Origin of the sequence: Rhodococcus sp. PvP016, assembly GCF_017832185.1 — a bacterium.
Taxonomy (GTDB): Bacteria; Actinomycetota; Actinomycetes; order Mycobacteriales; family Mycobacteriaceae; genus Rhodococcoides.
In genome coordinates, this window is record NZ_JAFIBH010000001.1 from 4,374,774 (window position 1) to 4,398,361 (window position 23,588).

Here is a 23,588-nt window from a genome sequence, read left to right on the forward strand (position 1 = left end):
GTGGGCGGAGCCAGGCTCCGTTAGAGGAGTTCTCAGAGGGGGAAACGTGGTTGTCGCGAGGTCCTGTCGCTACGGCGACCTTCATCCACGTCCTGTGATGCGCAGTCCCCGCCACCCAGCCGCAGCGGACGCCAGGGCCCCGGCTGCTCCCCCGATCACCGGATAACTCCACCAGGGAACCGGAAGCGCGTTCCACCATCCAGAGCCGGCGTGGTCGAGCGTCAGGGTGGTCGAGTAGCTCCTCGTCATCTCGACACCGCGCAACGGCACGTAGGCGCCGTCGTAGATCACCTCGCTCTGATCACGATAAAGTGCGAACCCCTCGACGCCCAGGAACACCAAGCCGATCACGACGCCCGCAAGGGCGCCCCACAGAATGAGAATGCGCACGCAGCACCTTAACCGGCGTCACGCCGTGCGCGGTTTCTCTGCGCCGCAGCGGTCGTACCTCGACAGTAGGAACGGCTCGAGTTAGCCCATGTGAACCGGGGTGTCGCCGGCCGGCAGGTCGGTCTTGCGGGCACGAACCAACACCAGCACGATCGGCGTGATCAGGATGACCATGATCGCCGCTGCCGCGAACGCGTGCGCGTATCCGGAGACCTCCGCGGAGAACATGTAGTCGATCGTGGAGTTGATGAAGTTGCGGATCGGTTCCGGCAGGGCAGCGAGCTCGGAATCTGACGGCAGCGTCTGCGACGCCAGTGCCTCCGGGGGCACTCCGGCGGGCGGCACGGGCGCGGTGTTCGACGACAGGTAGGACGACTTGGCGGACGTGTAGATCGTGGTGAAGACGGCGGTTCCCAAGGCGCCACCGATCTGCAGTGCCGCGTTGACCAGTGCGCTGGCAGCGCCGGCGTCGTGATCGGCGACCCCGATGAGGGCCACGTTCTGCATCGGCACCATGAGCAGACCCAACCCGAGCCCGAGGAGCACCACTCCGGGAAGCACGTGCGTCCAGTACGAGGTGTCGACGCCGATCTGGGTGAGCAGGACCAGACCGATGGCCGAAATGACGGGCCCGGCAGCCATCAATGGCTTCGGTCCCACGCGAGGCATCAATGCGGACGCTGCGGCGGCGGTGATCATGATGCCGCCGGTCATGGGGAGGGAGGCGACTCCGGCCACGACGGGGCTGAATCCGAGCACGATCTGGAAGTAGAAGGTCAGGTACAGGGTGCCGCCGAGAAGGGCGGCACCGATGATGGCCGAACCGAGGTAGGCGGACCCACGGTCTCGATCCAGCAGGACACCCAGCGGCAGAAGCGGATTGGCAGACCGGGACTCGACGACGACGAACGCGGCCAGTAGAACAATTCCCAGCGCGATGAAGCTGAGGGTCGAGAGGTTGGACCACCCGTTCTCGGCCTCGGTGAAGCCGTACACCAGCGAGCCGAGCCCGAGGGCTACCAGGATCGCGCCGGGAACGTCGTACCGCGTGTCGCCCTCAGCCTTGCTCTCCTTGACCAACGGGATGGCGGCGGCGGCCGCGAAGATCGCGACGGGAACATTGACCAGCAGGCACCAGCGCCAGTTGGCGTACTCGGTGAGCACGCCGCCGAGCAGCAGGCCTACGGCAGCGCCACCACCGGCGATGGCACCGAAGACACCGAACGCCTTGGCTCGTTCCTTCTCGTCGGTGAACGTGGTGGTCAGGATGGCCAGCGCAGCGGGGGCGAGCAGGGCGGCGAAGACGCCCTGGCCGGCGCGGGCGATGAAGAGCTGGTAGCCCTCCTGCGCCAGGCCACCGATGGCCGAGGCGATCGCGAATCCCGCCATGCCGACGAGGAAGGACCGCTTGCGGCCCCAGTAGTCGGCGATGCGGCCACCGAGCAGCAGCAACGCACCGAACGCGAGCGCGTAGGCGGTGATGACCCACGCGCGGCTGCTGTCGCTGATGCCCAGGTCTTCCTGCGCCTGCGGCAGAGCGATGTTGACGATGGTCGCGTCCAGCACGATCGTCAGCTGCGTGATGGCGACGATGCACAGCACGAGCCAACGCCGCTCGTAGTTCGGGTTGGCGTCGTTCTCTGACGACACGATGTTGGGCGTGCTGGTCACGGGCGTGCCTCGGTCCTGGGAAAGGTAAGCGGTGGAATGTCTGTTCGACGATTCGAAAATGTACCGTCGCGGTCCGACACGGTCAAACGAACTAGTTGGTTGGCGTAGGATTCGGCCTGTGAAGTCGGACACCCCCATCTCCCCCGCCGCCTCTGACACGCGTGAACGAATCCTCGATGCCGCACGCCGCGAGTTCGCCGAGCACGGCCTCGCCGGCGCTCGCGTCGACCGGATCGCACTGGCGTCTCGCGCCAGCAAAGAGCGCCTGTACGCGTACTACGGCGACAAGGAGCGGCTGTTCGGCGCGGTACTGGACCACGGTTTCCGGCGGTTCGTCGAGTCCGTGCACTTCACCCCACGCGATCTACCCGGGTACTCCATGGATGCCTTCACCCGCCTCGCGAGTGAAAAGGACGAGCATCGGATGCTGCTCTGGGCGCAGTTGCAGGGCCATCTCCCCGCGAGCGAACACGCCGAGGTGATGAGTGAGCGTGTTCGCGAGGTCGAGCAGGCTCAGAGCGACGGATACGTCGACTCCCATTGGAGTGCAACCGATTTGATGACGTTGATTTTCGGTGTGCTGTTCAGCTGGTTCACCACACCGGACCTCGACCAGCGAGCCCATCGGCGGTGGGACGACGACGAGATCGCGCGGCATCGTCTCGTCGTCGGCGAGGCGGTCCGGAGATTGGCGGAGCCGCGGGTAGAACGGTGATCACCCGGTAGAAGGAGCCCCGTGACCGTGTCCGAGGAACGCCGCCTGATAGCTATTGCCGCAGTGGCCGGCGTCGCTCAAAACGCCATCGCGATCCCCTACGTCCGAGAGCACGGCACTCGCTCGGTGGCAGACTTCTTCGTCGGCAAGATCTGGTCGACGGTGCCCGGAAAGTTCGCGATGGTCGATCTGATTCTCGTCGTCGTCGCGTTCCACGCGTGGGCGCTGCCGGAGTCGGGTCGACTCGGGATCCGCCGATGGTGGTGGGCAACGCTGTTCATGACCTTCACCGTGGGGATCGGCACCGCGATCCCCTTCTTCCTCGCTGCACGGGCTCGGGCGTTGCGACTGGCGACCTGACGGGGTTCCCGCGCGGGAAGACCGTGCCCCCGCTGCACAGCATTCCGCGTAGAAACTTGTCCTCAACAGACGACACCAACGACCCACGTATCGACGCCTGCACCGACGGGTATCCGTTATTGCCGAGGCGGCCGTGACGACTGATCTCCTACCAGCAGCAGAGCCTCGACTCCGCGGGCAAGATCGCCGCGATGCTGTCCGGCCAGGTCGACGGCCTCATCGGCTTCGCGCACGACCAGGGACCGAACATCGCGAACAAGTCGGGCCGCGAGATGCGCTACCTCCGCTACTCCGACGAGGGCCTGAACTTCTTCAGCAACGGCCTCATCGCCAACACCTCGACGATCGAGCGCTCCCCGGAGCTGGCGCGGGCCATGGTCGACGCCGCCGCCGAGTCGTTCGAGGCTGCCATCGCCAACCCGGAAGAGGCCGTCAAGGCCATGGTGGGCAAGGACCCGCAGACCCCTCCGGAGTCGGTGCTGCTGCAGCAGTGGCAGGAGACCATCCCGCTGCTCACCACTGCGAACACCGAGGGCCAGGCACCGGGCGTCAATGCCGAGGAGGACTGGACCAACACCATCTACATCCTCGGTGACGCCGGTCTGACCGAGGTCGGGGCCGAGCCGTCGAAGTACTGGGACTCGTCCTTCACCTCCAGCAAGGAATGAGCGACGACATGAGCGCCATCACCCACGAACGGCCCACCACCGTGACCGACACCGCCGTCTCGGTCGACAATCTCACCGTCCAGTTTTCGTCCAAGCGTGGCGACGTCACCGCACTGTCCGACGTCGACGTCAAGGTCGGTAAGGGCGAGTTCGTCTCCATCGCCGGCCCGTCCGGCTGCGGCAAGTCCACACTGCTCAAGGTCGTCGCCGGTCTGACCGGCGCCTCCCGCGGCTCGGTCGAATTGGCCGGCCGCGAGGTGAAGGGACCGCAGCGCAATATCGGATACGTCTTCCAGCGCGCCGCGCTCCTGGAGTGGCGAACTGTCCGCAAGAACATCCTGCTCCAAGGCGAGATGCGCGGCATGAACAAGAAGGCTGCCGCAGCGAAGGCCGACCAGCTGATCGAAATGACCGGACTGACGGGCTTCGAGGGAGCACTCCCCCACGAACTGTCCGGCGGCATGCAGCAACGCGTCTCCCTCTGCCGGGCACTGCTGCACGAGCCCGAGGTACTGCTGATGGACGAGCCCTTTCGGCGCCCTCGACGCCCTCACCCGCGACAAGATGAACGTCGAACTGCACCGCATCTGGCGGGAGACCGGAACGACGGTCATGCTGGTCACCCACTCAGTCGCCGAGGCCGTCTACCTCGCCAACCGGGTGGTGGTCATGAGCCCGAGGCCGGGGCGGATCGTCGACATCCTCGACGTGGACCTCCCGGCGCAACGGGAGTACGGCGCGACGATGGAGAAGCCGGAGTTCATCAGCGTTGCCAACACGGTGAGGGATCTGTTGGGGGCTACGACGGGGGCGGACTGATCCCGCGGATCGGTGGTCTCCTAGACATTATCGTCGGCGAGGCCATCGGTCGTTCTGGTCTGCACCGTCGTTTCTCAACCGCCAAGCGTCATTTCGAGCAAGCCCGGACCGACCAACCAATGACCTCGGACCCCCACACCGAGATCACAGAACGAGATCGAAGACTGACGAGTGTTCGAGGCCCAAATCCACGTCCTCCACAACAGCGTGATGGAGGTGCGTCAGTCACACTGCATCGTGCAGCAACCTTGACACGATGTATTCCGCCTGCATAGGCCCTCGAACCCGCTTAGGCCTCTTCCTGGCGGTCCAGCCTCAGCCGAGCAGAATGTAAACCAGATCCGTGCGTCAGTGCATCACCTTCCGACGGATTGGTTGTCAAACCTACTTGTAACGTCAGTCAACCTGTCAACGAAGTCATAATCGGCATCGTCGCCTCCCGACTGCAGACCAGGAACACTCCGTGAGCTCAGATTTTCCGTACCCACTCCCGGTCGATCCACCTACGCCGGCAAGCAACCCGAAACGACCGCTGTATGGCAGGTTCTTCGCCGTCGTTGCAATCGGATTTGGCATCATCTTCTTGCTCGGCGGATTCATCGACGGCGTCGCCCTCGAGTTCATCGCGCTTGGCGCAGTGTGCATCTTTGCGGGCATCCTGTACCTGAAAGTGAAGGATCAGAAACGTAGAAAATTCTGGATCGCGCCCGCTCTAGCTATCCTTCCCGCGCTCATCGCTGCGGGGCTCTCTGCGCCCCCGCCTAACCAAACAGAGACCGACTCGGAGCGTGTGGTCACGGTCACCGTGTCGTCGACACCGCGGACTTCGCCGACAACCACTTCGGCAGCACCGACACCAACACCAACGACCACCGTCGCGCCCACCACGACTGCCAAGCCGACCACCACTGCCCCACCGACGGCGACTGTCCCACCGACCCGGTTCGTTCCGCCATTGACGACCACTACGCCGGTGCCCATCTACACGCCACCGCCGGTTGCTGAGACCGAGCCGGAATACGTGCCGCCGGCACCAGTCGACATCCCAGAGGCACCATCAGCCGCCTACTACGCGAACTGTACCGCCGTTCGCACTGCGGGCGCTGCGCCCATTTATGCAGGGCAGCCGGGCTACCGCTTGGAGCTGGACCGCAACCGAGACGGCGTGGCTTGCGAGGAATCATGATGACGTAGCTCCTGGGCGCTTTTCGGTGCTGTGTCATCTACCGTGCAATGGTTTACGACGATTCCGAAGTCGGCTAGGCGGAGTTCGTCTCCATCGCCGGCCCGTCCGGCTGCGGCAAGTCCACACTGCTCAAGGTCGTCGCCGGTCTGACCGGCGCCTCCCGCGGCTCGGTCGAATTGGCCGGCCGCGAGGTGAAGGGACCGCAGCGCAATATCGGATACGTCTTCCAGCGCGCCGCGCTCCTGGAGTGGCGAACTGTCCGCAAGAACATCCTGCTCCAAGGCGAGATGCGCGGCATGAACAAGAAGGCTGCCGCAGCGAAGGCCGACCAGCTGATCGAAATGACCGGACTGACGGGCTTCGAGGGAGCACTCCCCCACGAACTGTCCGGTGGCATGCAGCAACGCGTCTCCCTGTGCCGGGCACTGCTGCACGAGCCCGAGGTACTGCTGATGGACGAGCCTTTCGGCGCCCTCGACGCACTCACCCGCGAAAAGATGAACGTCGAGCTGCACCGCATCTGGCGGGAGACCGGAACGACGGTCATGCTGGTCACCCACTCAGTCGCCGAGGCCGTCTACCTCGCCAACCGGGTGGTGGTCATGAGCCCGAGGCCGGGGCGGATCGTCGACATCCTCGACGTGGACCTCCCGGCGCAACGGGAGTACGGCGCGACGATGGAGAAGCCGGAGTTCATCAGCGTTGCCAACACGGTGAGGGATCTATTGGGGGCTACGACGCAGGCGGACTGAATCAGCACTTCAGGCGCGCGGGGCGGGAATCAAGGTCGTACGTCATTAATCACCTCGGGTCGGAAGTCATCGGATCTGCCGTTAACAACCTGAGTTACTTCAGGTTGCAAACCTTGTGCGATCTCTATGGGCGAGGCCGACGGGCACCATGCGCTTCTCTTGGACCGATATATGTGATTCAATAATCGAATGACTAAATTCAACGATGCTCGATACTCTCGAGTGCTAACAGGGTTCGGATTCTCTATATCAGCGACCGGAGCGGGCGGCTCCGTAGCAACCACACTCATTGAAAGCGACCGCCAGATCTGCCAGCAGGTGGTCGGTTATTTGGAGGCGCGTCGAGTGATTTTCGATGACCCGCAGCGCGAAAATTGGCAGTATGCAAGAGAATCGGTGCAAGCAATTCGCGATTACTGCACAAACCAGAAGTATAGACCGGCTAGCAAAACGGCCCGAGAATCCATTCGTACAATCGAAGCCGCATGCATTCAATTCGCGACAATGTACGATAAGTACTCGAACGCAACCACGACCGATCCCGAGATGCTTGCGGTATCGCTACTTGCAATGAGGGACCGCGTCGGAGAGCAGCTAGTCGCCCTAGTTGCCAAATACAAGCTTGACACTGTCTTGGACTTAACAGATTACGAACCAAAAGGTGTCAGTCTGCTAGTGAGATATTTTCACAGCGAACCATGGCCTATGCAGGACCCCGACGCGCTAGAGCAGATTTCTTAGCTTGTAAACGCTAGCGCCGAGCCGCAAAATGGCGTTGCTAAAATGGCATTCAGAGTCGACCCGAGCGATTAGTGTATTTCTCATACTTAAGTCAGTCGGACAGCGAGTGACGGCCACTTTCACGGTACGGTTCCAGTGCCTGGCCAGATAACGCTTTCGATCAACCGCCACTATTGCACCCTAGATAGGGTCACACATGGACTATAATCACCTCGACAGTCACACTGATATCCGTCGTAGCGACAATAGGTCACTCCCACTTTCGAATCCTAATTGCAGACCTATTAGCGCAACCTACACAGACTGTGCGTATCACGCACAATTTGAATATGCTGGGTGCGGGCACTACTAAAACATGCTTAGTGTGCCAGTCGTAAGATAACTTTGCTCACATTCATTTCGAGTCAATTGTCACGCAAACGGTTTGCGATGTCTACGAGATTGCCTTCAGACCCGACGACCCACCTGCTGGTTCCTTGAACCGCCTTAGTCGCGAAGCCAACTGCGTCAAGCATCCTTTTTGTCAAACCACTTGGCGAGTATTTCTTACCGTCAGCTTCCCACAATAGAGGTGTAGCGCGCGAACTAGTCCAGGTCGCCCTCCCCCTGCGCCGATCCTCGGCCAGCCAAGAGGCAAGGGCCGATTTCTCAGCACTATTACCGGCTACGAAGTTCAGGACGGTGCCGGGCTTCACGGCATTCTGATCGAAGATCACTGTAACTGCGTTGGACCTTCGCGGGCCCCGTCCTTTTGGCACCTGAGGACGATACTGCACGGGAAGTAGGGGAACCTCTTCTTTGGATCCGATTGAACTGATAACCCGCCGGGATAGTTCGACACATCTCTGCGGGTCTCTGAACGTAGACGGCACAAAGCTACCCTCACCATAAAGACTATCGACGTAGTGCGTCAACCAATCGACTATTGATGTGACCAGTTCGCCCGACGCGGATTGTACCGCCGACAGGTCGAAATCTGGGTCAGCGACTCTTGTTGAGTCTATACATTTCAACAGTATATGGACGCAGAGGTAGTCCGAATTCTCTGCAATTTTTAGACCCCGACCATTTCGCTCACCAAGCTCCGCTGCAAGGTTGTCGAACGTTGTCCACATTATTCTCACCAGAGACCACACACGCTGTGCATCAACACCGGTGCCAAATAGGACTTTATAGGTGCCGCCGGATCCCGTTTCCCACAGGGTTACGTTGTCGCTTTTGGCACGCGCAGCGTAAGACGCGTCGGGATGCGCGCAAGCTAAAGCCCGCGCCGCATCCACGACAGAGCATCCGTTTTCTCTATCCGGGTCAACCTCGCCACGTTTCACAACGTACGTCTTCCCCAACGTCATCGCAAAATCGTCTCGCAGACGAGTTTGCAAACCGTCCAGCGCGACAAAATCCCTAGCTTCAACTTGATTTTGCGTATTCGTCGCTTCCGTCACCATTTTCGCAAAATCCTCGGGGGCGCCTTCTAGCGAGATCAAACGCACCCACACCTGTGCATTTTCTCCGGTACTAGCGCTCGTCCTGACCGCTTCGAAGATGGACTTGACAGTTTGCGCACCATTAACCACGCTAGCGCTTTCCAAAGTGAACTCGCCGTATGTCTGGCTGGAGCCACGGGCGGACTTGGTAATTGAGTCGCATAGAACCGTTACTCCATTATTGAAGTACCAGAAATTCCCAGGTTGATTAACTAGGGTGACACCAAGTTGATGATTGACCTCGGTGAGGCCTAGGGAACGCCTGATGTTCAAATCAAATAACTTCTCGCCATATTGCTCGTACCACTGATGGACGTCACTTGCTGTCATTGTCCCATAATAGGCACGATATGGATCCTCAATCTTTCCGTAATTCAGAAGCGTCGCGGCTAGGGCGATCTTAGGTTGTGCGACGCCGGACTTCACAATACTATAAATTTCGGGAAACGAAACATTCATCAAGTCTGCAATAGGTTCGGGATCATTTAAGCTCGACTTGATTCGTTCCAGGTCCGACAGCACCAAACCAGAAGGAGCGTGATCGCCCAGGAGGACAGTTACTATAGATATACGTACGCCCGCGCTGCCAATTGCCCGATCAAGAGATTCTATGTGACTCCTCATTTTCGGCCCGAAGTCTTCGTACTCTCCGTCTAGAATCTTGACAATACCTCTTTCAAGCTTCAATGCAGCAGCCTGATTCATTGTGGCTGTTCGGCGGTCACTCCACTTGGTCTGCAGAATCCATATTTGCGGGACGCTTTCGATTACGCCTATTCCATCAATGCCATGATCATCGAAACCATCGATCACCCCTGCAGCTGCCGTAGCTGCCGAGCAATCAGTGAGATCTTGCAATACCAGTGCTGTCAGAGCGCGAGTTCGAAATACTTGATCCTGATCCGACTGGCTGCGGTGCGCTACATCAGATAGGTCGATGTGGGCAGCATATCTCTCCGCGAGCCTATTGATAACCTGCCGGACTTGCAACGTCGGTATCATTCCGCTCCCAGGTATTTGATGGAAATAAATGCCACGATCAGAAACCTCACCGGCAGAGGCGGTGCCGAAAGTGCCGATAGTGGTAGCTGTAAACTATACATCAATTCCTACAAGCATTTTGCATTTTCTAGTCGCGTCTTGTTGCCGTTGCCGCGCATCATGCGAGTCCGCGAAGTCAAGCGTAGACGCTTACATATTGTGCGATCGGTCGGCAGGTTGTTCCGCCGTTTCAGTGTACCTGTCTTATCAACAACACCGGATGAAGCGCAGCGTCAAAACGCGGACGACCGACGCGGCACAGACAGGTAAAATTAAGGTCTAAGCTAACGCGGACCAGACTGGTTCGCGAAATAATATTTTAACTCTCTGCGGCCATCCTTGCCTTCAAGACATCATCGAGCGCGGTCAGCGCCGATTGCCGTATACGTTGACTTTGCTGGTATTTTGAGGCGAGGTCTCGTTGCCGCACAACCGACACCTTTCCGTCATTATCCAATGGAATCGGAACTGTGACATTCGATTTGATGTTTCTCAAGCTAGCTCTATACACCCTGTCGAATCCGTGTCCGCCCCGCGTCGCCATGAGATAACTGTAAATGTAGTCGGGCGAATACTGGTTGTCGAGAACTAAGAGTCTGCCACAGTGATCCGTTGTTGCAAACTCAACGCCTGCTGGGATCAAATTCCAAACAAACGGCCCGTCAATCCCCCACAACAAAGACGGGTGATCGAAGTTGGTCAAATTACTCGCTGAAACTTTTCCGAAAGGAACGATAACGTTCGCGCTGTACACCGGAATCCCAGACTCCGAGAATTCGCTGCGAAGAACACGATTGCCAATTGACAGATCGAACACTTTCGAGTCGGACAGATTCACGGTTGTATATGGTGGAGTAACCTTAAATGCAATATTTACGTCCGCGAGGGGAGCGCGTGTCGCGTGCACAAGCGCCTGCGCACGTTCGACCCGCCTCAACTTCGCTCCCCTAACAGCCATGGCTTCATGATCAATGTGGCCACGCTCGTCGACGAGCAATCTCAGACTGACGTCGCGTACGGTGTCACGGTAAATCTTCGTGTACTCATTTCGTCGCCCATCGACACGCCGGCCCACTGCTGCCGCCATCAACTGCGGCTCCATAGCAAACCTGAGATACGTCAGATCGGGAATTTCGATACCGCTTTTCGGGATGAAAATTCCACGGTCTCGCGTCAGCGCAAATCTGCCGCCGATTTCCTGAACACGTCCTCCGTAGCCGTTCATAACCCACGTTAGATAGTTTCCTTCATATTCGAACTCCTTGACATACCCAAATGGACCAGTTAGCGAAGCCGAGTAGACGGGGTTATCACCTCGGTTTGTCTCGATGTAGTCTCTTACGAACTTCGGACTGCCACCTACCGGTTCGAAAAGGTCCCCAATCATCACGTCTCGATACGCAGTCACTCAATTTCCTCCAAAAGAGTGCCAAGCGCCTCTTTGGCGGCACCAACCAGGCTCCGGAAGGTCTCGGCGTCAACCTCGAATATTTCTTCCACAATCCCGAGAGCAACCTTTTCTTCGTGCGACCATCGTCGATCGACAAGCCAGTTGGTGTCTTCGTCAAACTGGGCCCACTCGATCAGTTTGAAGCGTGGGTCGCTAGAGCTGTACTCCTTCGGTTCTACTCGAAAAAAGCGAAAAGCCCCATACATCGACAGCAGATCGTTCGCGTCGATAGGGACCCGACGAGTATCCCTTGACTCACCAATCTCTGACACCAGATAGGTAAAGACCCCGTGACTCTGCACGGTATAGTCGCGTTTCTTTCGCAGCCCTAGAATATAGGTCTTTTTTGGCGTTGAGTAAAATGTGCGACTAGGTAATGCAACCACACACAAAACGTCGCATTCCGACTTAATGTATGCAAGCATCGACGTCTGGTTCAGTAGACCATCGGGCACAACAACGAAGCTCTCCCCACCCGGCTTCAGATGGCTAATTATCCACTGCATAGCCAGTGCTTCCGTGCCGCGTCCGCTCTGCACATAGTAGCTACCAAGGTTTGCCTCATCGATGGCGTTCTTTATACTTTTGGAACCACTGGTCACATAGGGAGGGTTGGTCAATATTAAATCGTACTGTTCGTCCGTGTCAACGCGCTCGAACGACCCGAGGTTTGAGCGAATGAGGTGGAATACCGAATTGAAGGCATGATCCGCAAACTCCTTTAGATATTGGTCCGAATTATATTCGGTCAACAAGTCTGAAAGATAAACCAACATGTTGGCTTTGGCCAGGATGATCGTCCGCTCGTCGTCCTTCTCGTCCGTACCTTTGTCGTATCCGCGAATTTCAATTCTTGGACGAATTCGACCGTTCTCTGGTCTAAACTGACGGAGAAGATTGTCATTTTCCGAAATGGCCTCAAGGAGAAACCCGCCCACTCCGCAGAATGGATCACATACGCTTTGTCCACTGGTAAGCCTGCTGGCGTCAGACATTCGGACCATCGCCTGCACAACATTGCGCGGCGTAAAATACTGACCTAGCGATCGAATGCCTGCTTGCTGCCGGAGAAAAGACTCGTACAGGCGAGTCTTGAATTGCCGATCTATGTACCTTAACGAACCGAATTGGTCGTCAAAATCTTGAAAAGCACGAATCACTTCCCCGAAGAGTCCAGCTTGTGCTAAATTGGGTGCACCTTGTTCGTTGACGAATATCGTTCCATTGATTACCGTGGTTCCGTCGTCTCCCGATGGGAATAACGTTGCAATTTTTTTCCGACTGATGCTTCCGTAATGGTTAAGAGCTTCGCCGGAACCATCTGAGGCCAGGAGTTGGACGATCTTCCTAAAAGAATTATTGCCCTGCAGCACACCTATGTCGCTCAGAAATTTGAAGACAAGAATTTCGACAACATTATAGAGGCATTTCTCTGGCTCTTTGCCCGTATTCACCCAAATCTTTTGCCAAACGGTCTTCGCCAGACTACTCGGATCTATCACTCTTAATTGTTGGAAGTTGTCGTTTTGCGAGTTGAGGCTGTAATCCGACTTTTCAATTAGCGTGACAACCTTCGCCTCGTCTTCAGGGCTTAGTGTTTGTTCGTTGAGACGAGATACATCGAAATGATAGCTTACAGCATTACCGTCTTCGTCAAGCGCCGGGTTTTGGGTGTACGGGTTGTACCAGAGCGTTTTTCTACCGTCCGTGATAATCAAGAGGTTGCACACAGCTCTGGCGATGGGCGCGTACTGGGCGACTACCGCTGCCACCTTGGCGGGGGTCAGTTCTTTTGGTTGTTTTACCTCAACTACGGCTTTGATACCGCCGAGTGGCAGAAACACTATCCCATCCGGCTTCCTACGCTCCTCGTCGGCTGCCAGATTTGAGCGTACGTAACGGCTCTTCTTCAGCTGCGCGAGTGTTGTGCTACCCAGGGAGAGGTAGCCGAACCGGCCCAGCCGCCTCGCGGAATGGGACACTAAATCTTCGCTCACGAACATCCTTACGTTGGCGGTCGATCGCACAAGTGTTCCATGGGCTTCACTGTTCCCACAAGCCGCTCGATCGGCCCGTCTCAATGATCCTTTCGGCCCAGCGCGAAGCGATCACGTGTCAGGTTGCCAGACGCCACCGACATCACCGCCGTTGAGTCACATCGTTCCAAGAACAGCCTGCTTGGGGTGAGCGCAGCCGCTGCTTCTGCAAAAGGCTCAGGGATCCACTCCGTTCGACTTCGAGACAGAACGGTCACTGCGCGCGGTCAACGCGCAGTGCTGGTACGAGACATGCATCGATCGCCCGCGCGGCATCAGCGCGCTAGATGTACCCGGCCATGACGTTGGTAGCGGGCGTGTCGGCTTGAAGTAGGGAGTCCCGCCGCAACGCCGGCACCACCGTCCACGGCAGTTCGCTGATCGTGGCCCGTCACCAGCAGGGGTGGCCGCAGGCGCACATTCCCTCCGCCATGGGCGTCTCCCCCAAATGCGTCAAGACTTGGATCGACCGTTGCGCCGCCAAGGTCGAGTCCGGTCTGCGAGACAGATCCTGAGGCCGGCACACTATGCCGACCTGCACGGCCCCCGAGGTCGACGACCGCATCCTGGCGGCGCGGCGCATCGACCGTCAGGTCCAGGGCGGGATCGACTCCCGTTGTCTCGACGTCAAGCACTTAGCCTGGATTCTCGCTTGCGCGTCCTCACCGTCCGGTAACATCACAGACCTACAACGCCGGCGGGTGGGTGCGGTGGACCGCCATGGGTGGCGAGTTCATCGTGACAGCCTGGCTCCCCTGGTACTCCTGACGCGTCAGTCCTTCACCAATCCGCCGTCGACGACCAGGTTCTGCCCCGTCACCGCTCTCGACCACGAAGACGCGAAGAACAGCACGGTATCCGCGAACTCGGCCGGCGTCGTCACCCGGCGCAGCGGGGTGCTCTCGGCGATCATGTCGAATACCGCAGGTGGGGTCGCGGAGCTGGCATCGGTGGTCCGCAGCAGACCACCGGACACCATGTTGACGGTGATGCCGTCAGGTCCGAGATCCGCCGAGAAGGTCCTCGTTAGCGCCAACAGAGCAGCCTTCGCCGCCGTGTAGTCGTGGTACGGAACGACGGGGTTCTGCACGAGGTTGGTGCCGATCGTGGTGATCCGCCCGAATCCCGCCTCACGCATGCCCGGTACAGCTGCCTGCGTGGTGTGCAGAGCGCCGGCAACGCTGCCGCGGAACTGCGAGTCGAACGCCGACCACTCGATCTCGTCGGCCTTGGCACGGTCGTCGCCGTTGAACGAGAAGTCGATCAGAGCGTTGTTGACGACGGTGGTGACAGTCGACCCGAAATGCTCACGAGCGCTGTCGAACAGCGCGTCGACCTGGTGCCGGTCCGTGACATCGGCCTGCACCGCGACAACGCGGTCAGGACCGAACTCGGATGCCAGAGCATCGGCTGCGGCTGCACTGCGGTGGTAGTTGACCACGACGCGGGAACCTTGCTGCAGGAACGCTCGCGCGATCGCAGCACCCAGTCCGCGAGCACCGCCCGTCACGAGCACGATCTGTTCGGCCAGCGGCACAGTGCGCATCTCGACATCCCTTCGCCAGCATGACCTGGTCAGGTTCGACGGGTGTGTTCTCAGCCGGTTCGGTTCGGCACCCCGTGTCCGACTCCATAGAACACCTATCCGCTGTGGTGTGTCGGCGTGACCCGATACGGTCGACCCATCATGGACTCCGATGCGGTCATCACCGTTCTCGTCGTGGACGACGACGCATTCGTTCGTCGCGGCGTGGCGGACATCTTCGCCGCCACCACGGACATCGTGGTGGTCGGATCGGTCTCGGACGGTGACGAGGTACCCGCCGCAGTCGCCGCTCATCGGCCCGACGTCGTCCTGATGGACTTGAAGATGCGCCGAGTGGACGGACTCGACGCCACCCGAGCGTTGATGGCATCGGCACACCCACCAAAGGTCGTCGCGATGACGGCGATGGACGTGGACGACTTAGTGGTCCAGGCCATCAAGGCCGGAGCCCACAGCTTCCTCAGCAAGTCGGAGGCACCCGAGACGTTCCACCAGTCGATCCGCGCCGTCGCTGCCGGCAATACTCTGTTCTCCGAGGAGTCACTCCGGCGGATCGTCGCGTCTACTCGTGCACCGCGGCGTACAACACTGCTGGATGCGCTTACCGAACGAGAGCGAGAAGTGCTGTCGGTCATGGCCACCGGTGCGTCGAATCCAGATATCGCACGGCGCCTGTTCATGTCGGAGACGACGGTCAAGTCGCACCTCTCTGCGGTGAACCACAAGCTCCAGGTGTCCAACCGAGTCGAAGCGGCGTTGGCCGCATTCCGAGCTGGGTTGATCGAGTAGCGAGCACACGCGGATCCTCAGCTCCTGCAACCTGTCATTCACGCCGGATCCAGCACTGCCTCAGCAATGCGGTCGAGATGGGAGTCCGTGGATCCGAACAGCATCTCGACGCTCTTCGCGCGTCGGAAATAGTGATGCAGCTGGTGCTCCCACGTGAATCCGATACCACCGTGAACCTGTATGGATTCCTCTGCGGCGAACGACGCCGCTCGCGATGCCAACACCCGTGCGATGGACACGGCCGTGAACATCGAGGCCTCGTCGCGGTCCACCGCCGCGTTCGCTGCGTCCAGAACAGCCGCTTCAGCCGACTCGACGGCAATGGACATATCGACGAGCCGATGCTTGATTGCCTGAAAAGAACCGATCGGCCGGCCGAACTGCTTTCTGGTCTTGGCATAGGCGACGGACATGTCCAGACAGGCGCGAGCGCTGCCTACCTGTTCAGCTGCCAGTACGGTCCACATCGCAGCCGTGGCTCGGTCGACCGCCCCGGTTCCCTCCACGGGAACCCACTCGGTCGGGCGAACACCGTCGAACGTCACTGACGCCATAGGTCTCGTCAGATCCAACGTGGTCATCGCCGTCCGCTCGACACCGTTGTCGGTCGCATCGACTGTCGCCACGAGGCGACCCGTGTCGGACGTCGCAATGACCAGCACGGTGTCAGCGTCCATCCCGCCCATGACGAAATGAGTGTGCCCGCTGAGCACCACGCCTTCGTCATCGTCCGACCAGACGACTCCATCACGTGCACCCTGGTTTCCAGCCACAGCTACACGTGTGGATCCCGTCGCCAGTCGGGCGAGCGTGATGCCCATCGGGTCGTCAGGCGCGGGGGCCAGTTCGGACAGGAGCAATCCGGCCAAGACTGCAGACGCGAAGAACGGGCCGGGATCGAGTGCCCTACCCAGTTCGAGAGCGACCGCGCACAGGTCTTTGAGCGTTCCTCCGGCGCCGCCGTACTGTTCCGGAACACCGATCTCGGTGCAACCCATCGTCGTCAGCGCACGCCAGGAGTCGCCGTCGGCCGCATCGGACAGCGCGCCCCGAACCGCATCCATGATGTCGCGTTGCTCGACGGTCCATTCCATGGTCATGTCGTGCTCACCTCGGTTCCCGCGGTAGGCCGAGCCCTCGTTCTCCGATGATGTTCCGTTGGATCTCGTCGGATCCCCCGGCTATGCGGTAGCCGGGTGCTCCGAGGAGATGCTCCGACCAGGCGAACGTGTCGGCTTCTCCCGTGTCCGCCGCGAGGCGCGGACCGAGCACGTGTGCCGCTGCTTCTCCGATACGGGTCAGGTTCTGGGTCCAGACGATCTTGCCGATCGACCCCTCGACACCAGGAGCGGCGCCATCCTCGCGTCGCTCGGCGTACCGGGCGACGAGAAGCGCGGATGCGCGCTCGTAGACGGCGACGTCGGCCACGCGCTGCCGTGTCAGTGGGTCGTCGTGCACACCGACCTGCCGCACGAGTCGAGCCAGGTCGCGCACGTTACCTCCGGCATCGACGATGCCGGCGCTGGAGTTGCGTTCGAAACCCAACGTCGTCAGTGCGACGTTCCACCCGTCGCCGACATCGCCGAGCCGCAACGAGTCCGGAAGGACGACGCCGTCCAGGAACACCTCGTTGAACGTGGAGCCACCGGACATCTGTCGGATAGGTCGGATGTCGATACCGTCCGAGTCCATGGGGACCAGGAAAGCCGTCATTCCGCGATGCTTGGGGGCCACGGAATCGGTTCGCGCGATCAGCAGTCCCCACTCCGCGAAAAGTGCACCCGAGCTCCACACTTTCTGACCATCGATGATCCACGAGTCACCGTCACGCCGCGCTCGGGTGGTCAACCCCGCCAGATCCGACCCTGCCCCCGGTTCCGAGAACAACTGACAGCACAGCAGATCGGCGCGCAGGAACGGCTGCACGAATTGCTGCCTCTGATTCTCGTTCCCGAGGAGGTGGACGGTCGGCGCCACCAGATCGACTGTGACCAGCACGATCTCATGACGATCGGGCACTGCGAACTCGAGTTCGTGCTCGACGTAGATTCGCTCATGACTCGCCGACAGGCCGGGTCCGCCCCACACCGGATCCCACGTGATGGCGCCGAACCCCGCATCCACCCGCTCTGCCTGCCATCGACGGGCAGCATCGATGAGCGCACGCTCCTCTGCGGCGTCGTGGTTGTGGAAGATCGCGTAGCTCCGCTCGGCATCGGCACCGCTCGATCTGCGCGGAACCCGGGCCTCGAGCCACGCGACACAGTCCCGACCGAAGTGGTCGAGAGTCGACTGTTCGTACTGCACGTCCGTCGTCACGATCGATCCTTCCGGGCAAGTTGCTCGATGCGGGCAGTGACCGCGGCCTTGGCATGCGGGTCGTCCGCCAGCCGGACGGTGAAGCTCTGCTCCAGCTCGTAGCCCCTCTTCAGATCGAGAGATTCGCACCCGTTCAGGGACTGCTTGGCGAGCGTCACGGCGTATCGGTTCTTGGCTGCGATCGACCGTGCTCGCATCATCGCCACGGCCATCAGTTCCGATTCCGGAACCACTTCGATGGGAGCACCCCAATCACGCCGGTCTCCGCGCCCACCGGCTCCGCCGTGAAGAACAGTCGCCGCACTGCCTGTTGCGGCAGCATGCGTGCGGCGAAGCGCCCACCTCCCAGGACTCCGACAGTCATTTCCGGAAGGCCGAATATTGCACTGTCGGAGGCGACGACGACATCGCACACGGCGGTCAGGCCCACGCCACTCCCCAGGGCGGCCCCGTTGACGGCGGCGACCACGGGCACGGCGCAATCCAGGATGGAGAAGAACCCACGCCGAATCTCTCGCATCCGTCGGTCACCGTTCTCCGCGGACATGCTCTGGAACTCGTGCAGATCATTTCCACCACAGAAGTTCTTGCCCTTGCCGGTCAGCACCACGACCGTGGTGTCGTCCCGGTTCGAGAGCGCGTCGAACACGTCGGCCAGCTCCCTGTATGTCGCGCCGTCGAGGGCGTTGACTTTGCCGCGAGAGAGTTCGACGAGGGCGATGCCGGACTCCGGATGGCTGACAACGATGTTCGGGGTCACCGGTCCACCTCGAACGACGCAGCGATGGTGATGCCGGCCATGTGACGAGGGAGCTCCGACCGGTCGCGCGTCCACTCCCGCAGTGCGAACTTCCGGATCTTTCCGCTGGGCGTTCTCGGCAGTGAATCCACGACGAAGACGCTCTCGGGAAACTTCTGGCGCGCGATCCGATGGGACTCGAGGAAGGTCTGGACCTCGGCGAGATCGATGCTCCTACCGACCTCGGGGACGACGAAAGCACAGCCTCGCTCCCCCGTCACCGGGTCGGGACCGGCGACGATCGCTACCTCGGACACGTCCGGATGTTGGGAGAGCACGGATTCCACCGAGGACGCGCTGATCTTCTCCCCGGACCGGTTGATGATGTCCTTGATGCGTCCGACGATGTGGAGGTAACCGTCATCGTCGAAACGCCCCAAGTCACCCGTGCGGAAGAATCCGTCCTCGGTGAACGCGGCGTCGTTCAACGAGGCGTCGAGATACCCCAGGAACGTGTCGGGTCCGCGCCACAGGATCTCGTCGAACTCGGACGACCGATCGGTCCGGTCGACGTTCATCGGGTCACTCCCGTCGGCCGGATTCGTTATCGACCGCGTGTGTGGTCGATGTCGTCCTCGATCACGTCTGAGACGCGTGCGTGATGGAATGCGTGCATGGGTGACAACGGTCAGATCACGTTCCGCGGGCCGCACATCGCCCTCGCCTTACTGGGCGGCCTCACTGCCGGCTACGCAGTCAGTGCCTACTCCCCCTTCGCTTCTCTGATCGACGCTGCGGCGTCGCCCACGGCACTCGCCACCGTCGTCAACGCCATTCTCGTCACCGCGCTGTCTGCCGCTCTTGCTGTGACAACCGTTCTTCCTCGCCTATCCCGCCGAGCGGTCGCTGGGCTGATGTCTACTACTCTCGTCGTGTCCGCCGGTGTGAATGTCGCGCCGGTAGGCAATGCGCCGGCAGCATGGGCTGGTTCGATCACCACCGGCATTCTCTTCGCCTGCACTGTGTCCTTGTCCCCGTCGTCACGGGGATTGATCGCCGCCGTGTTCGGGTGGATCGTGGCAGCGAACGCAGGCTTGCCACTCGACAGGTTGGTGAGGCCGCAGTCGGACTTCGGATGGACTGCCAATGATCCGTCCGACGCCGGACCCGCCACACTGCGCGTGGTCGTGTGCATCGTGCTCGCAATCCTCACTGCTGTAGCGCGGGACTGCCCCCGGTTCGGTTGACATCTGATCTGTGAGGATCGCTCCTCACGGTGGAAGGATGTTTCCCATGCCGAAAGCATTCCCCGAGGAGTTCCGCCGCGACGTCATCGCCGTCGCACGCAAGGGCGAGGCTCCGCTGCGCCAGATCGCGAAGGACTTCGGAATCTCCGAAGGCTGCCTGCACCGCTGGCTCAAGATCGCCGACCGCGACGACGGGATCACCCCCGCTGACGGATCGCCGACGAGCAGCGAGTCCGTCGAGCTGCGGGAAGCCCGCAAGCGCATCAAGATGCTCGAGCAGGAAGCGGAGGTGATGCGCCGCGCCGTCGGCTACCTCTCTCGGGACGTCAACCCAAAATGATCTACCCGCTGGTCCTCGACCTTGCCGCCGACGGAGTGCCCGTCACGGTGACCTGCCGGGTGCTCGGGTTCTCCACCCAAGCGTTCTACAAATGGAAAAAAGCACCAGTGACGCAACGTGACTGGGACGATGCGCACCTGATCCACGCGGCCCGTTCCATTCACGCGGACGATCCCGCGTTCGGGTACCGGTTCATCGCCGACGAGCTGCCCGATCGCGGCATCACCGCCGGCGAGAACCGGGTCGCCCGGTTGTGCTCGCAAGAACGCATCTGGTCTGTGTTCTCGAAGAAGCGCGGGCTGATCAGGAAAGCTGGCCCTCCAGTTCACGACGACCTCGTCGACCGCCGATTCACCGCAGAGGCTGCAGACGAGTTGTGGCTGACCGACATCACCGAGCACCGCACCGACGAGGGCAAGCTCTATCTCTGCGCGATCAAGGACGTGTGGTCCAACAGGATCGTCGGCTACTCGATCGACTCTCGAATGAAGGCCTCGTTGGCGGTGTCCGCGCTCGACAACGCGGTCGCGCAACGCGGTCCGACCGGGACCATCGTCCACTCCGACCGGGGTAGCCAATTCCGATCGCGAAAGTTCGTACATACGCTGTCGCACAATGCGTTACGAGGATCCATGGGCCGTGTCGGGGCATGCGGTGACAACGCTGCGATGGAATCGTTCTTCGCGCTACTACAGAAGAACGTCCTCGACCGGCAACGGTGGTCCACCCGCGAGCAGCTACGCCTGGCGATCGTGACCTGGATCGAGAGGACCTACCACCGCAAGCGCCGCCAGCGACGCCTCGGCAAGCTCACCCCGATCGAGTTTGAGACAATCAAAAGGGCCGCACACGCGGCCTGATCCGATCAACCCCACGCGTCAACCGAAGTGGGGGCAGTCCCCGCTGGCTGCGGTGATGCTCCGCAGGGCACCTGTTCACGCACCAACTCCGGCACCGCCGGGCCGCATGGTCGCCGTCGGAATCGTTCTACCCGTTGCCGCTGCGCTGATCATCATGATGTCGTCGGTGGACAGGAGCCGCCACTGGATCTGGTTCGCGTGTGCCGGAGCGACGACGCTCGTCGTGCTCGTCTGCGCACTCGTCGCCCCCGGTAGAACAGGCACGGTCCTCGCTGCCGGTCTCGCCCTGAGCGCGAGTTCACTCGTCGGGGTCGACGGCGACTTCCAGGAATGGAGTTGGTTGCTGGCCATCGCAGGATTCGGGGTCGGCCTGCTCTTCACCGTCCTTCGTCGATCGGTGTTGCTTCCGCTGATTATTGTGGGCGTCTTGGCCGCCCTGTATTTCGTCGCAGACGGACTACTTCCATCCGCACTCTCGACCGTCGTCACGTCATCCGCCGCTGGATATCTGATCCTCAGCGCTGCAGCATCATCGACCGCGACGACGGTGGCAATCGGTATCCCCGCCTTGTCGCTGTTCTCGCTCCCCTACACGGTCTATTCAGCGGGTTACGACTCCGACGACGTCGTGATCAACACATCGCCCGACCAGTTCGCAATGGCGGTGGCCGGCATCTGCATGCTCGCGGCGACGTCGGTCGCGATGCTCGTCATCAGTCGCAGGGCAAGAGATGGCTCGGCGCCAGGCATCTGAGCTTGTGTACGCAGGCTTAAGGAAGTCTGGATTCGGACGGCGGGTAGTGCGGGTTGCTTAAGCTTGCGTTGTAGAGCGTTGCAGCCTCGCAGCCGGTGGGATGGCATAGAATCTTGATTAAGACCCTTGACGCAAGCATTGGATGCCAATGGCCCTCCCTCGGAAGTCACGCCGCACTCAGGCCAGCCGCCTGGCGCGGTCCTTCACCGCGCGCCGTCACGAGCTGGGAATGACGCAGGCCGAGCTGGCTTTACTGGCCGGGGTCGGCCGATCCACTGTGCAATCGATCGAGGGCGGCAAAGAGACGTCGCAACTCGACGGCGTTCGCGCCGTTGCAGACGCGTTGGGGTGCGATCTGTCGCTCATCACCCGCGCCGGCATCGTCGTCGAACCGGATCGCGAGTGAGCACTCGGCTCGGTCTGCGCCAGGTCGATGACGCCGACGTCTACAAGGGAGATATCCGTGCAGGCAGTTTGACCAGGTCGGGCGACACTGTCCGCTTCGAGTACGCCGATGACTACATCAGCCCCGGCGCCCAGCCCGTCGCCTGGTCTCTACCGATGGGAGCGGGCAGTACGACAGCCACGGCAGGAAGTGTGCCGCCGTTCTTCGCCGGACTGCTTCCCGAAGGGGTGCGCCTGTCCGGTGTGGTCGCCGGAACCAAGACATCGGAGGATGACCACCTGACCATCCTCTTGGCAGTCGGGGCGGACACGATCGGCGATGTGCGGGTGATCCCCGAGGGACTCGAACCCGAGGCATCCGCGCCCGCGTTCGACCCGGACGCGCCGATGCCGAGTTTGCGTGCGTTGTTCGACAGCGTGGCCGGCCCACAGTCGATGGACGTCGACGTGGCAGGCCTGCCCGGAGTTCAGGGCAAGGTATCGGCTGAGATGTACTCGTCGCCGGTGACGACGACGCGAGGCGCAGCGATTCTCAAACTGGCTCCACCCAACCGTTTCCCGCGCCTGGTGGAGAACGAGAATTTTTTCATGTCGGTGGCAGAAACCTGCGGACTCGTCATACCTCGGCGTCACGTGATCACAGACGACAAGGGGGTCTCGGGCCTTCTCGTCGAGCGTTTCGACCGAGATGGTGGCCGGAGGCTGGCTCAGGAAGATGCGTGCCAGATCAACGGGCTGTATCCCTCGTCAAAGTACCGCATGAAGACCGAGACAGTGCTCGCCTCACTGGCAGCAACCGTAGAACGAGGCGGGGGTTCCGCGCGCCAAGCGGCGCTCGAACTGGTCCGACTCACCGTCTATTCATATGTCATCGGCAATGGTGACCTGCACGGCAAGAACTATTCGATTCATCAGAGCAAGCACGGATTGTGGAGTGTGACTCCGGCCTACGACCTACTCTGCACCCAGCCCTACATGTCGTGGAACGACCCCATGGCTCTGACGTTCTACGGCCGCAACAACAGGTGGACGCGCGACCACGTCCTCGACAGCTCGGCACGTCATGCACTTCCTCGAAAGGCGGTGGTCCGCGTGGTGGACGACGTCTGTGCCGGTGTTCGAGCTGCCGCCGGCGACGTGGGATCCGTCGGCTTCGACGACATGACGACGGCGCGATTACAAGCCTTCCTGGAGGAGCGTTGTGTCGAGCTGACACGGTGAACCATGTGGCGATGGTGGGTCACGGAACGTATCGCCAAGTCTCACTGGTCGA

At 60.6% G+C, this 23,588-nt stretch carries 23 protein-coding genes and 1 riboswitch; of the genes, 12 read left to right on the forward strand and 11 right to left on the reverse strand.

What is annotated here, in order from left to right:
* Nucleotides 1-81 precede the first annotated feature (81 nt).
* Nucleotides 82-390, reverse strand: coding sequence for a hypothetical protein (locus JOE30_RS20475; protein ID WP_204868787.1), 309 nt, complete (start codon nucleotides 388-390; stop codon nucleotides 82-84).
* Between the two features lie 81 nt (nucleotides 391-471).
* Entirely contained in the window at nucleotides 472-2,061 is a 1,590-nt protein-coding gene (locus JOE30_RS20480) for an MFS transporter (protein ID WP_307806266.1), read from the reverse strand.
* Nucleotides 2,062-2,092: 31 nt separating this feature from the next.
* Here JOE30_RS20480 and JOE30_RS20485 point away from each other — a divergent pair, with 31 nt between their 5' ends.
* The 6 genes from JOE30_RS20485 (at nucleotide 2,093) to JOE30_RS20510 (ending at nucleotide 6,561) form a co-directional block, all read left to right on the forward strand.
* A complete protein-coding gene (locus JOE30_RS20485; protein WP_307806267.1) occupies nucleotides 2,093-2,776 on the forward strand; it encodes a TetR family transcriptional regulator in 684 nt (227 codons plus the stop codon).
* A gap of 21 nt (nucleotides 2,777-2,797) precedes the next feature.
* A complete protein-coding gene (locus JOE30_RS20490) occupies nucleotides 2,798-3,136 on the forward strand; it encodes a DUF2834 domain-containing protein (RefSeq protein ID WP_204868790.1) in 339 nt (112 codons plus the stop codon).
* Nucleotides 3,137-3,318: 182 nt separating this feature from the next.
* Nucleotides 3,319-3,804, forward strand: coding sequence for an ABC transporter substrate-binding protein (locus JOE30_RS20495; protein WP_371831733.1), 486 nt, complete (start codon nucleotides 3,319-3,321; stop codon nucleotides 3,802-3,804).
* Nucleotides 3,805-3,812: 8 nt separating this feature from the next.
* Complete coding sequence (locus JOE30_RS20500; protein WP_239532440.1) at nucleotides 3,813-4,898, forward strand: ABC transporter ATP-binding protein; 1,086 nt, start codon at nucleotides 3,813-3,815, stop codon at nucleotides 4,896-4,898.
* Between the two features lie 188 nt (nucleotides 4,899-5,086).
* Complete coding sequence (locus JOE30_RS21740) at nucleotides 5,087-5,809, forward strand: excalibur calcium-binding domain-containing protein (protein ID WP_307806268.1); 723 nt, start codon at nucleotides 5,087-5,089, stop codon at nucleotides 5,807-5,809.
* A 92-nt stretch (nucleotides 5,810-5,901) separates the two neighbouring features.
* On the forward strand, nucleotides 5,902-6,561 hold the full coding sequence (locus tag JOE30_RS20510) for an ABC transporter ATP-binding protein (protein ID WP_204870605.1): 660 nt from the start codon (nucleotides 5,902-5,904) through the stop codon (nucleotides 6,559-6,561).
* A 1,145-nt stretch (nucleotides 6,562-7,706) separates the two neighbouring features.
* Here the strand turns inward: JOE30_RS20510 and JOE30_RS20515 are convergent.
* From JOE30_RS20515 to JOE30_RS20535, 4 genes are all read right to left on the reverse strand, one after another.
* Complete coding sequence (locus JOE30_RS20515) at nucleotides 7,707-9,791, reverse strand: AIPR family protein (protein ID WP_204868791.1); 2,085 nt, start codon at nucleotides 9,789-9,791, stop codon at nucleotides 7,707-7,709.
* Between the two features lie 358 nt (nucleotides 9,792-10,149).
* Nucleotides 10,150-11,238, reverse strand: coding sequence for a hypothetical protein (locus JOE30_RS20520; protein WP_204868792.1), 1,089 nt, complete (start codon nucleotides 11,236-11,238; stop codon nucleotides 10,150-10,152).
* Nucleotides 11,235-13,277, reverse strand: coding sequence for a class I SAM-dependent DNA methyltransferase (locus tag JOE30_RS20525; RefSeq protein WP_204868793.1), 2,043 nt, complete (start codon nucleotides 13,275-13,277; stop codon nucleotides 11,235-11,237). The genes JOE30_RS20520 and JOE30_RS20525 overlap by 4 nt, the downstream gene beginning before the upstream one ends.
* Nucleotides 13,278-14,088: 811 nt before the next feature.
* Entirely contained in the window at nucleotides 14,089-14,862 is a 774-nt protein-coding gene (locus tag JOE30_RS20535) for a 3-oxoacyl-ACP reductase (RefSeq protein ID WP_204868794.1), read from the reverse strand.
* A riboswitch (TPP riboswitch) is annotated at nucleotides 14,853-14,947 on the reverse strand. Its footprint overlaps the gene before it by 10 nt.
* A gap of 56 nt (nucleotides 14,948-15,003) precedes the next feature.
* Here JOE30_RS20535 and JOE30_RS20540 point away from each other — a divergent pair.
* The gene (locus tag JOE30_RS20540; RefSeq protein ID WP_204868795.1) at nucleotides 15,004-15,651 is read left to right on the forward strand and encodes a response regulator transcription factor; all 648 of its coding nucleotides are present in this window, start codon (nucleotides 15,004-15,006) and stop codon (nucleotides 15,649-15,651) included.
* Nucleotides 15,652-15,689: 38 nt separating this feature from the next.
* On the opposite strand, the gene JOE30_RS20545 is transcribed toward JOE30_RS20540, so the two are convergent.
* Genes JOE30_RS20545 through JOE30_RS20560 form a run of 5 tightly spaced genes read right to left on the reverse strand, consistent with a single transcriptional unit; the run spans nucleotide 15,690 to nucleotide 19,287 of the window.
* Nucleotides 15,690-16,751: an acyl-CoA dehydrogenase family protein gene (locus tag JOE30_RS20545; protein ID WP_204868796.1), complete on the reverse strand. Its 1,062-nt coding sequence runs from the start codon at nucleotides 16,749-16,751 to the stop codon at nucleotides 15,690-15,692.
* A gap of 7 nt (nucleotides 16,752-16,758) precedes the next feature.
* Nucleotides 16,759-17,970, reverse strand: a complete 1,212-nt coding sequence (locus tag JOE30_RS20550) for an acyl-CoA dehydrogenase family protein (RefSeq protein WP_307806269.1) — start codon at nucleotides 17,968-17,970, stop codon at nucleotides 16,759-16,761.
* A complete protein-coding gene (locus tag JOE30_RS21745) occupies nucleotides 17,967-18,203 on the reverse strand; it encodes a hypothetical protein (RefSeq protein ID WP_307806270.1) in 237 nt (78 codons plus the stop codon). Before JOE30_RS21745 ends, JOE30_RS20550 begins: the two co-directional genes overlap by 4 nt.
* Entirely contained in the window at nucleotides 18,182-18,730 is a 549-nt protein-coding gene (locus JOE30_RS21435; protein WP_307806271.1) for an enoyl-CoA hydratase-related protein, read from the reverse strand. The genes JOE30_RS21745 and JOE30_RS21435 overlap by 22 nt, the downstream gene beginning before the upstream one ends.
* The gene (locus JOE30_RS20560; protein ID WP_204868797.1) at nucleotides 18,727-19,287 is read right to left on the reverse strand and encodes an AMP-binding protein; all 561 of its coding nucleotides are present in this window, start codon (nucleotides 19,285-19,287) and stop codon (nucleotides 18,727-18,729) included. The genes JOE30_RS21435 and JOE30_RS20560 overlap by 4 nt, the downstream gene beginning before the upstream one ends.
* A gap of 96 nt (nucleotides 19,288-19,383) precedes the next feature.
* Between JOE30_RS20560 and JOE30_RS20565 the strand changes: the two genes are divergently transcribed.
* The 5 genes from JOE30_RS20565 (at nucleotide 19,384) to JOE30_RS20585 (ending at nucleotide 23,536) form a co-directional block, all read left to right on the forward strand.
* Nucleotides 19,384-19,956, forward strand: a complete 573-nt coding sequence (locus JOE30_RS20565; RefSeq protein ID WP_204868798.1) for a hypothetical protein — start codon at nucleotides 19,384-19,386, stop codon at nucleotides 19,954-19,956.
* Nucleotides 19,957-20,002: 46 nt separating this feature from the next.
* Nucleotides 20,003-21,156 (forward strand): IS3 family transposase gene (locus JOE30_RS20570; protein WP_204868580.1). Its coding sequence is split into 2 segments (ribosomal slippage): nucleotides 20,003-20,291 and nucleotides 20,291-21,156, totalling 1,155 coding nucleotides; the frame shifts between segments, so codons are not numbered across the junction.
* 106 nt (nucleotides 21,157-21,262) lie between these two features.
* Entirely contained in the window at nucleotides 21,263-21,910 is a 648-nt protein-coding gene (locus JOE30_RS20575) for a hypothetical protein (RefSeq protein ID WP_204868799.1), read from the forward strand.
* Nucleotides 21,911-22,058: 148 nt separating this feature from the next.
* Complete coding sequence (locus tag JOE30_RS20580; protein WP_204868800.1) at nucleotides 22,059-22,316, forward strand: helix-turn-helix domain-containing protein; 258 nt, start codon at nucleotides 22,059-22,061, stop codon at nucleotides 22,314-22,316.
* Complete coding sequence (locus JOE30_RS20585; protein WP_307806272.1) at nucleotides 22,313-23,536, forward strand: type II toxin-antitoxin system HipA family toxin; 1,224 nt, start codon at nucleotides 22,313-22,315, stop codon at nucleotides 23,534-23,536. The genes JOE30_RS20580 and JOE30_RS20585 overlap by 4 nt, the downstream gene beginning before the upstream one ends.
* The last annotated feature ends 52 nt before the right edge of the window (nucleotides 23,537-23,588 follow it).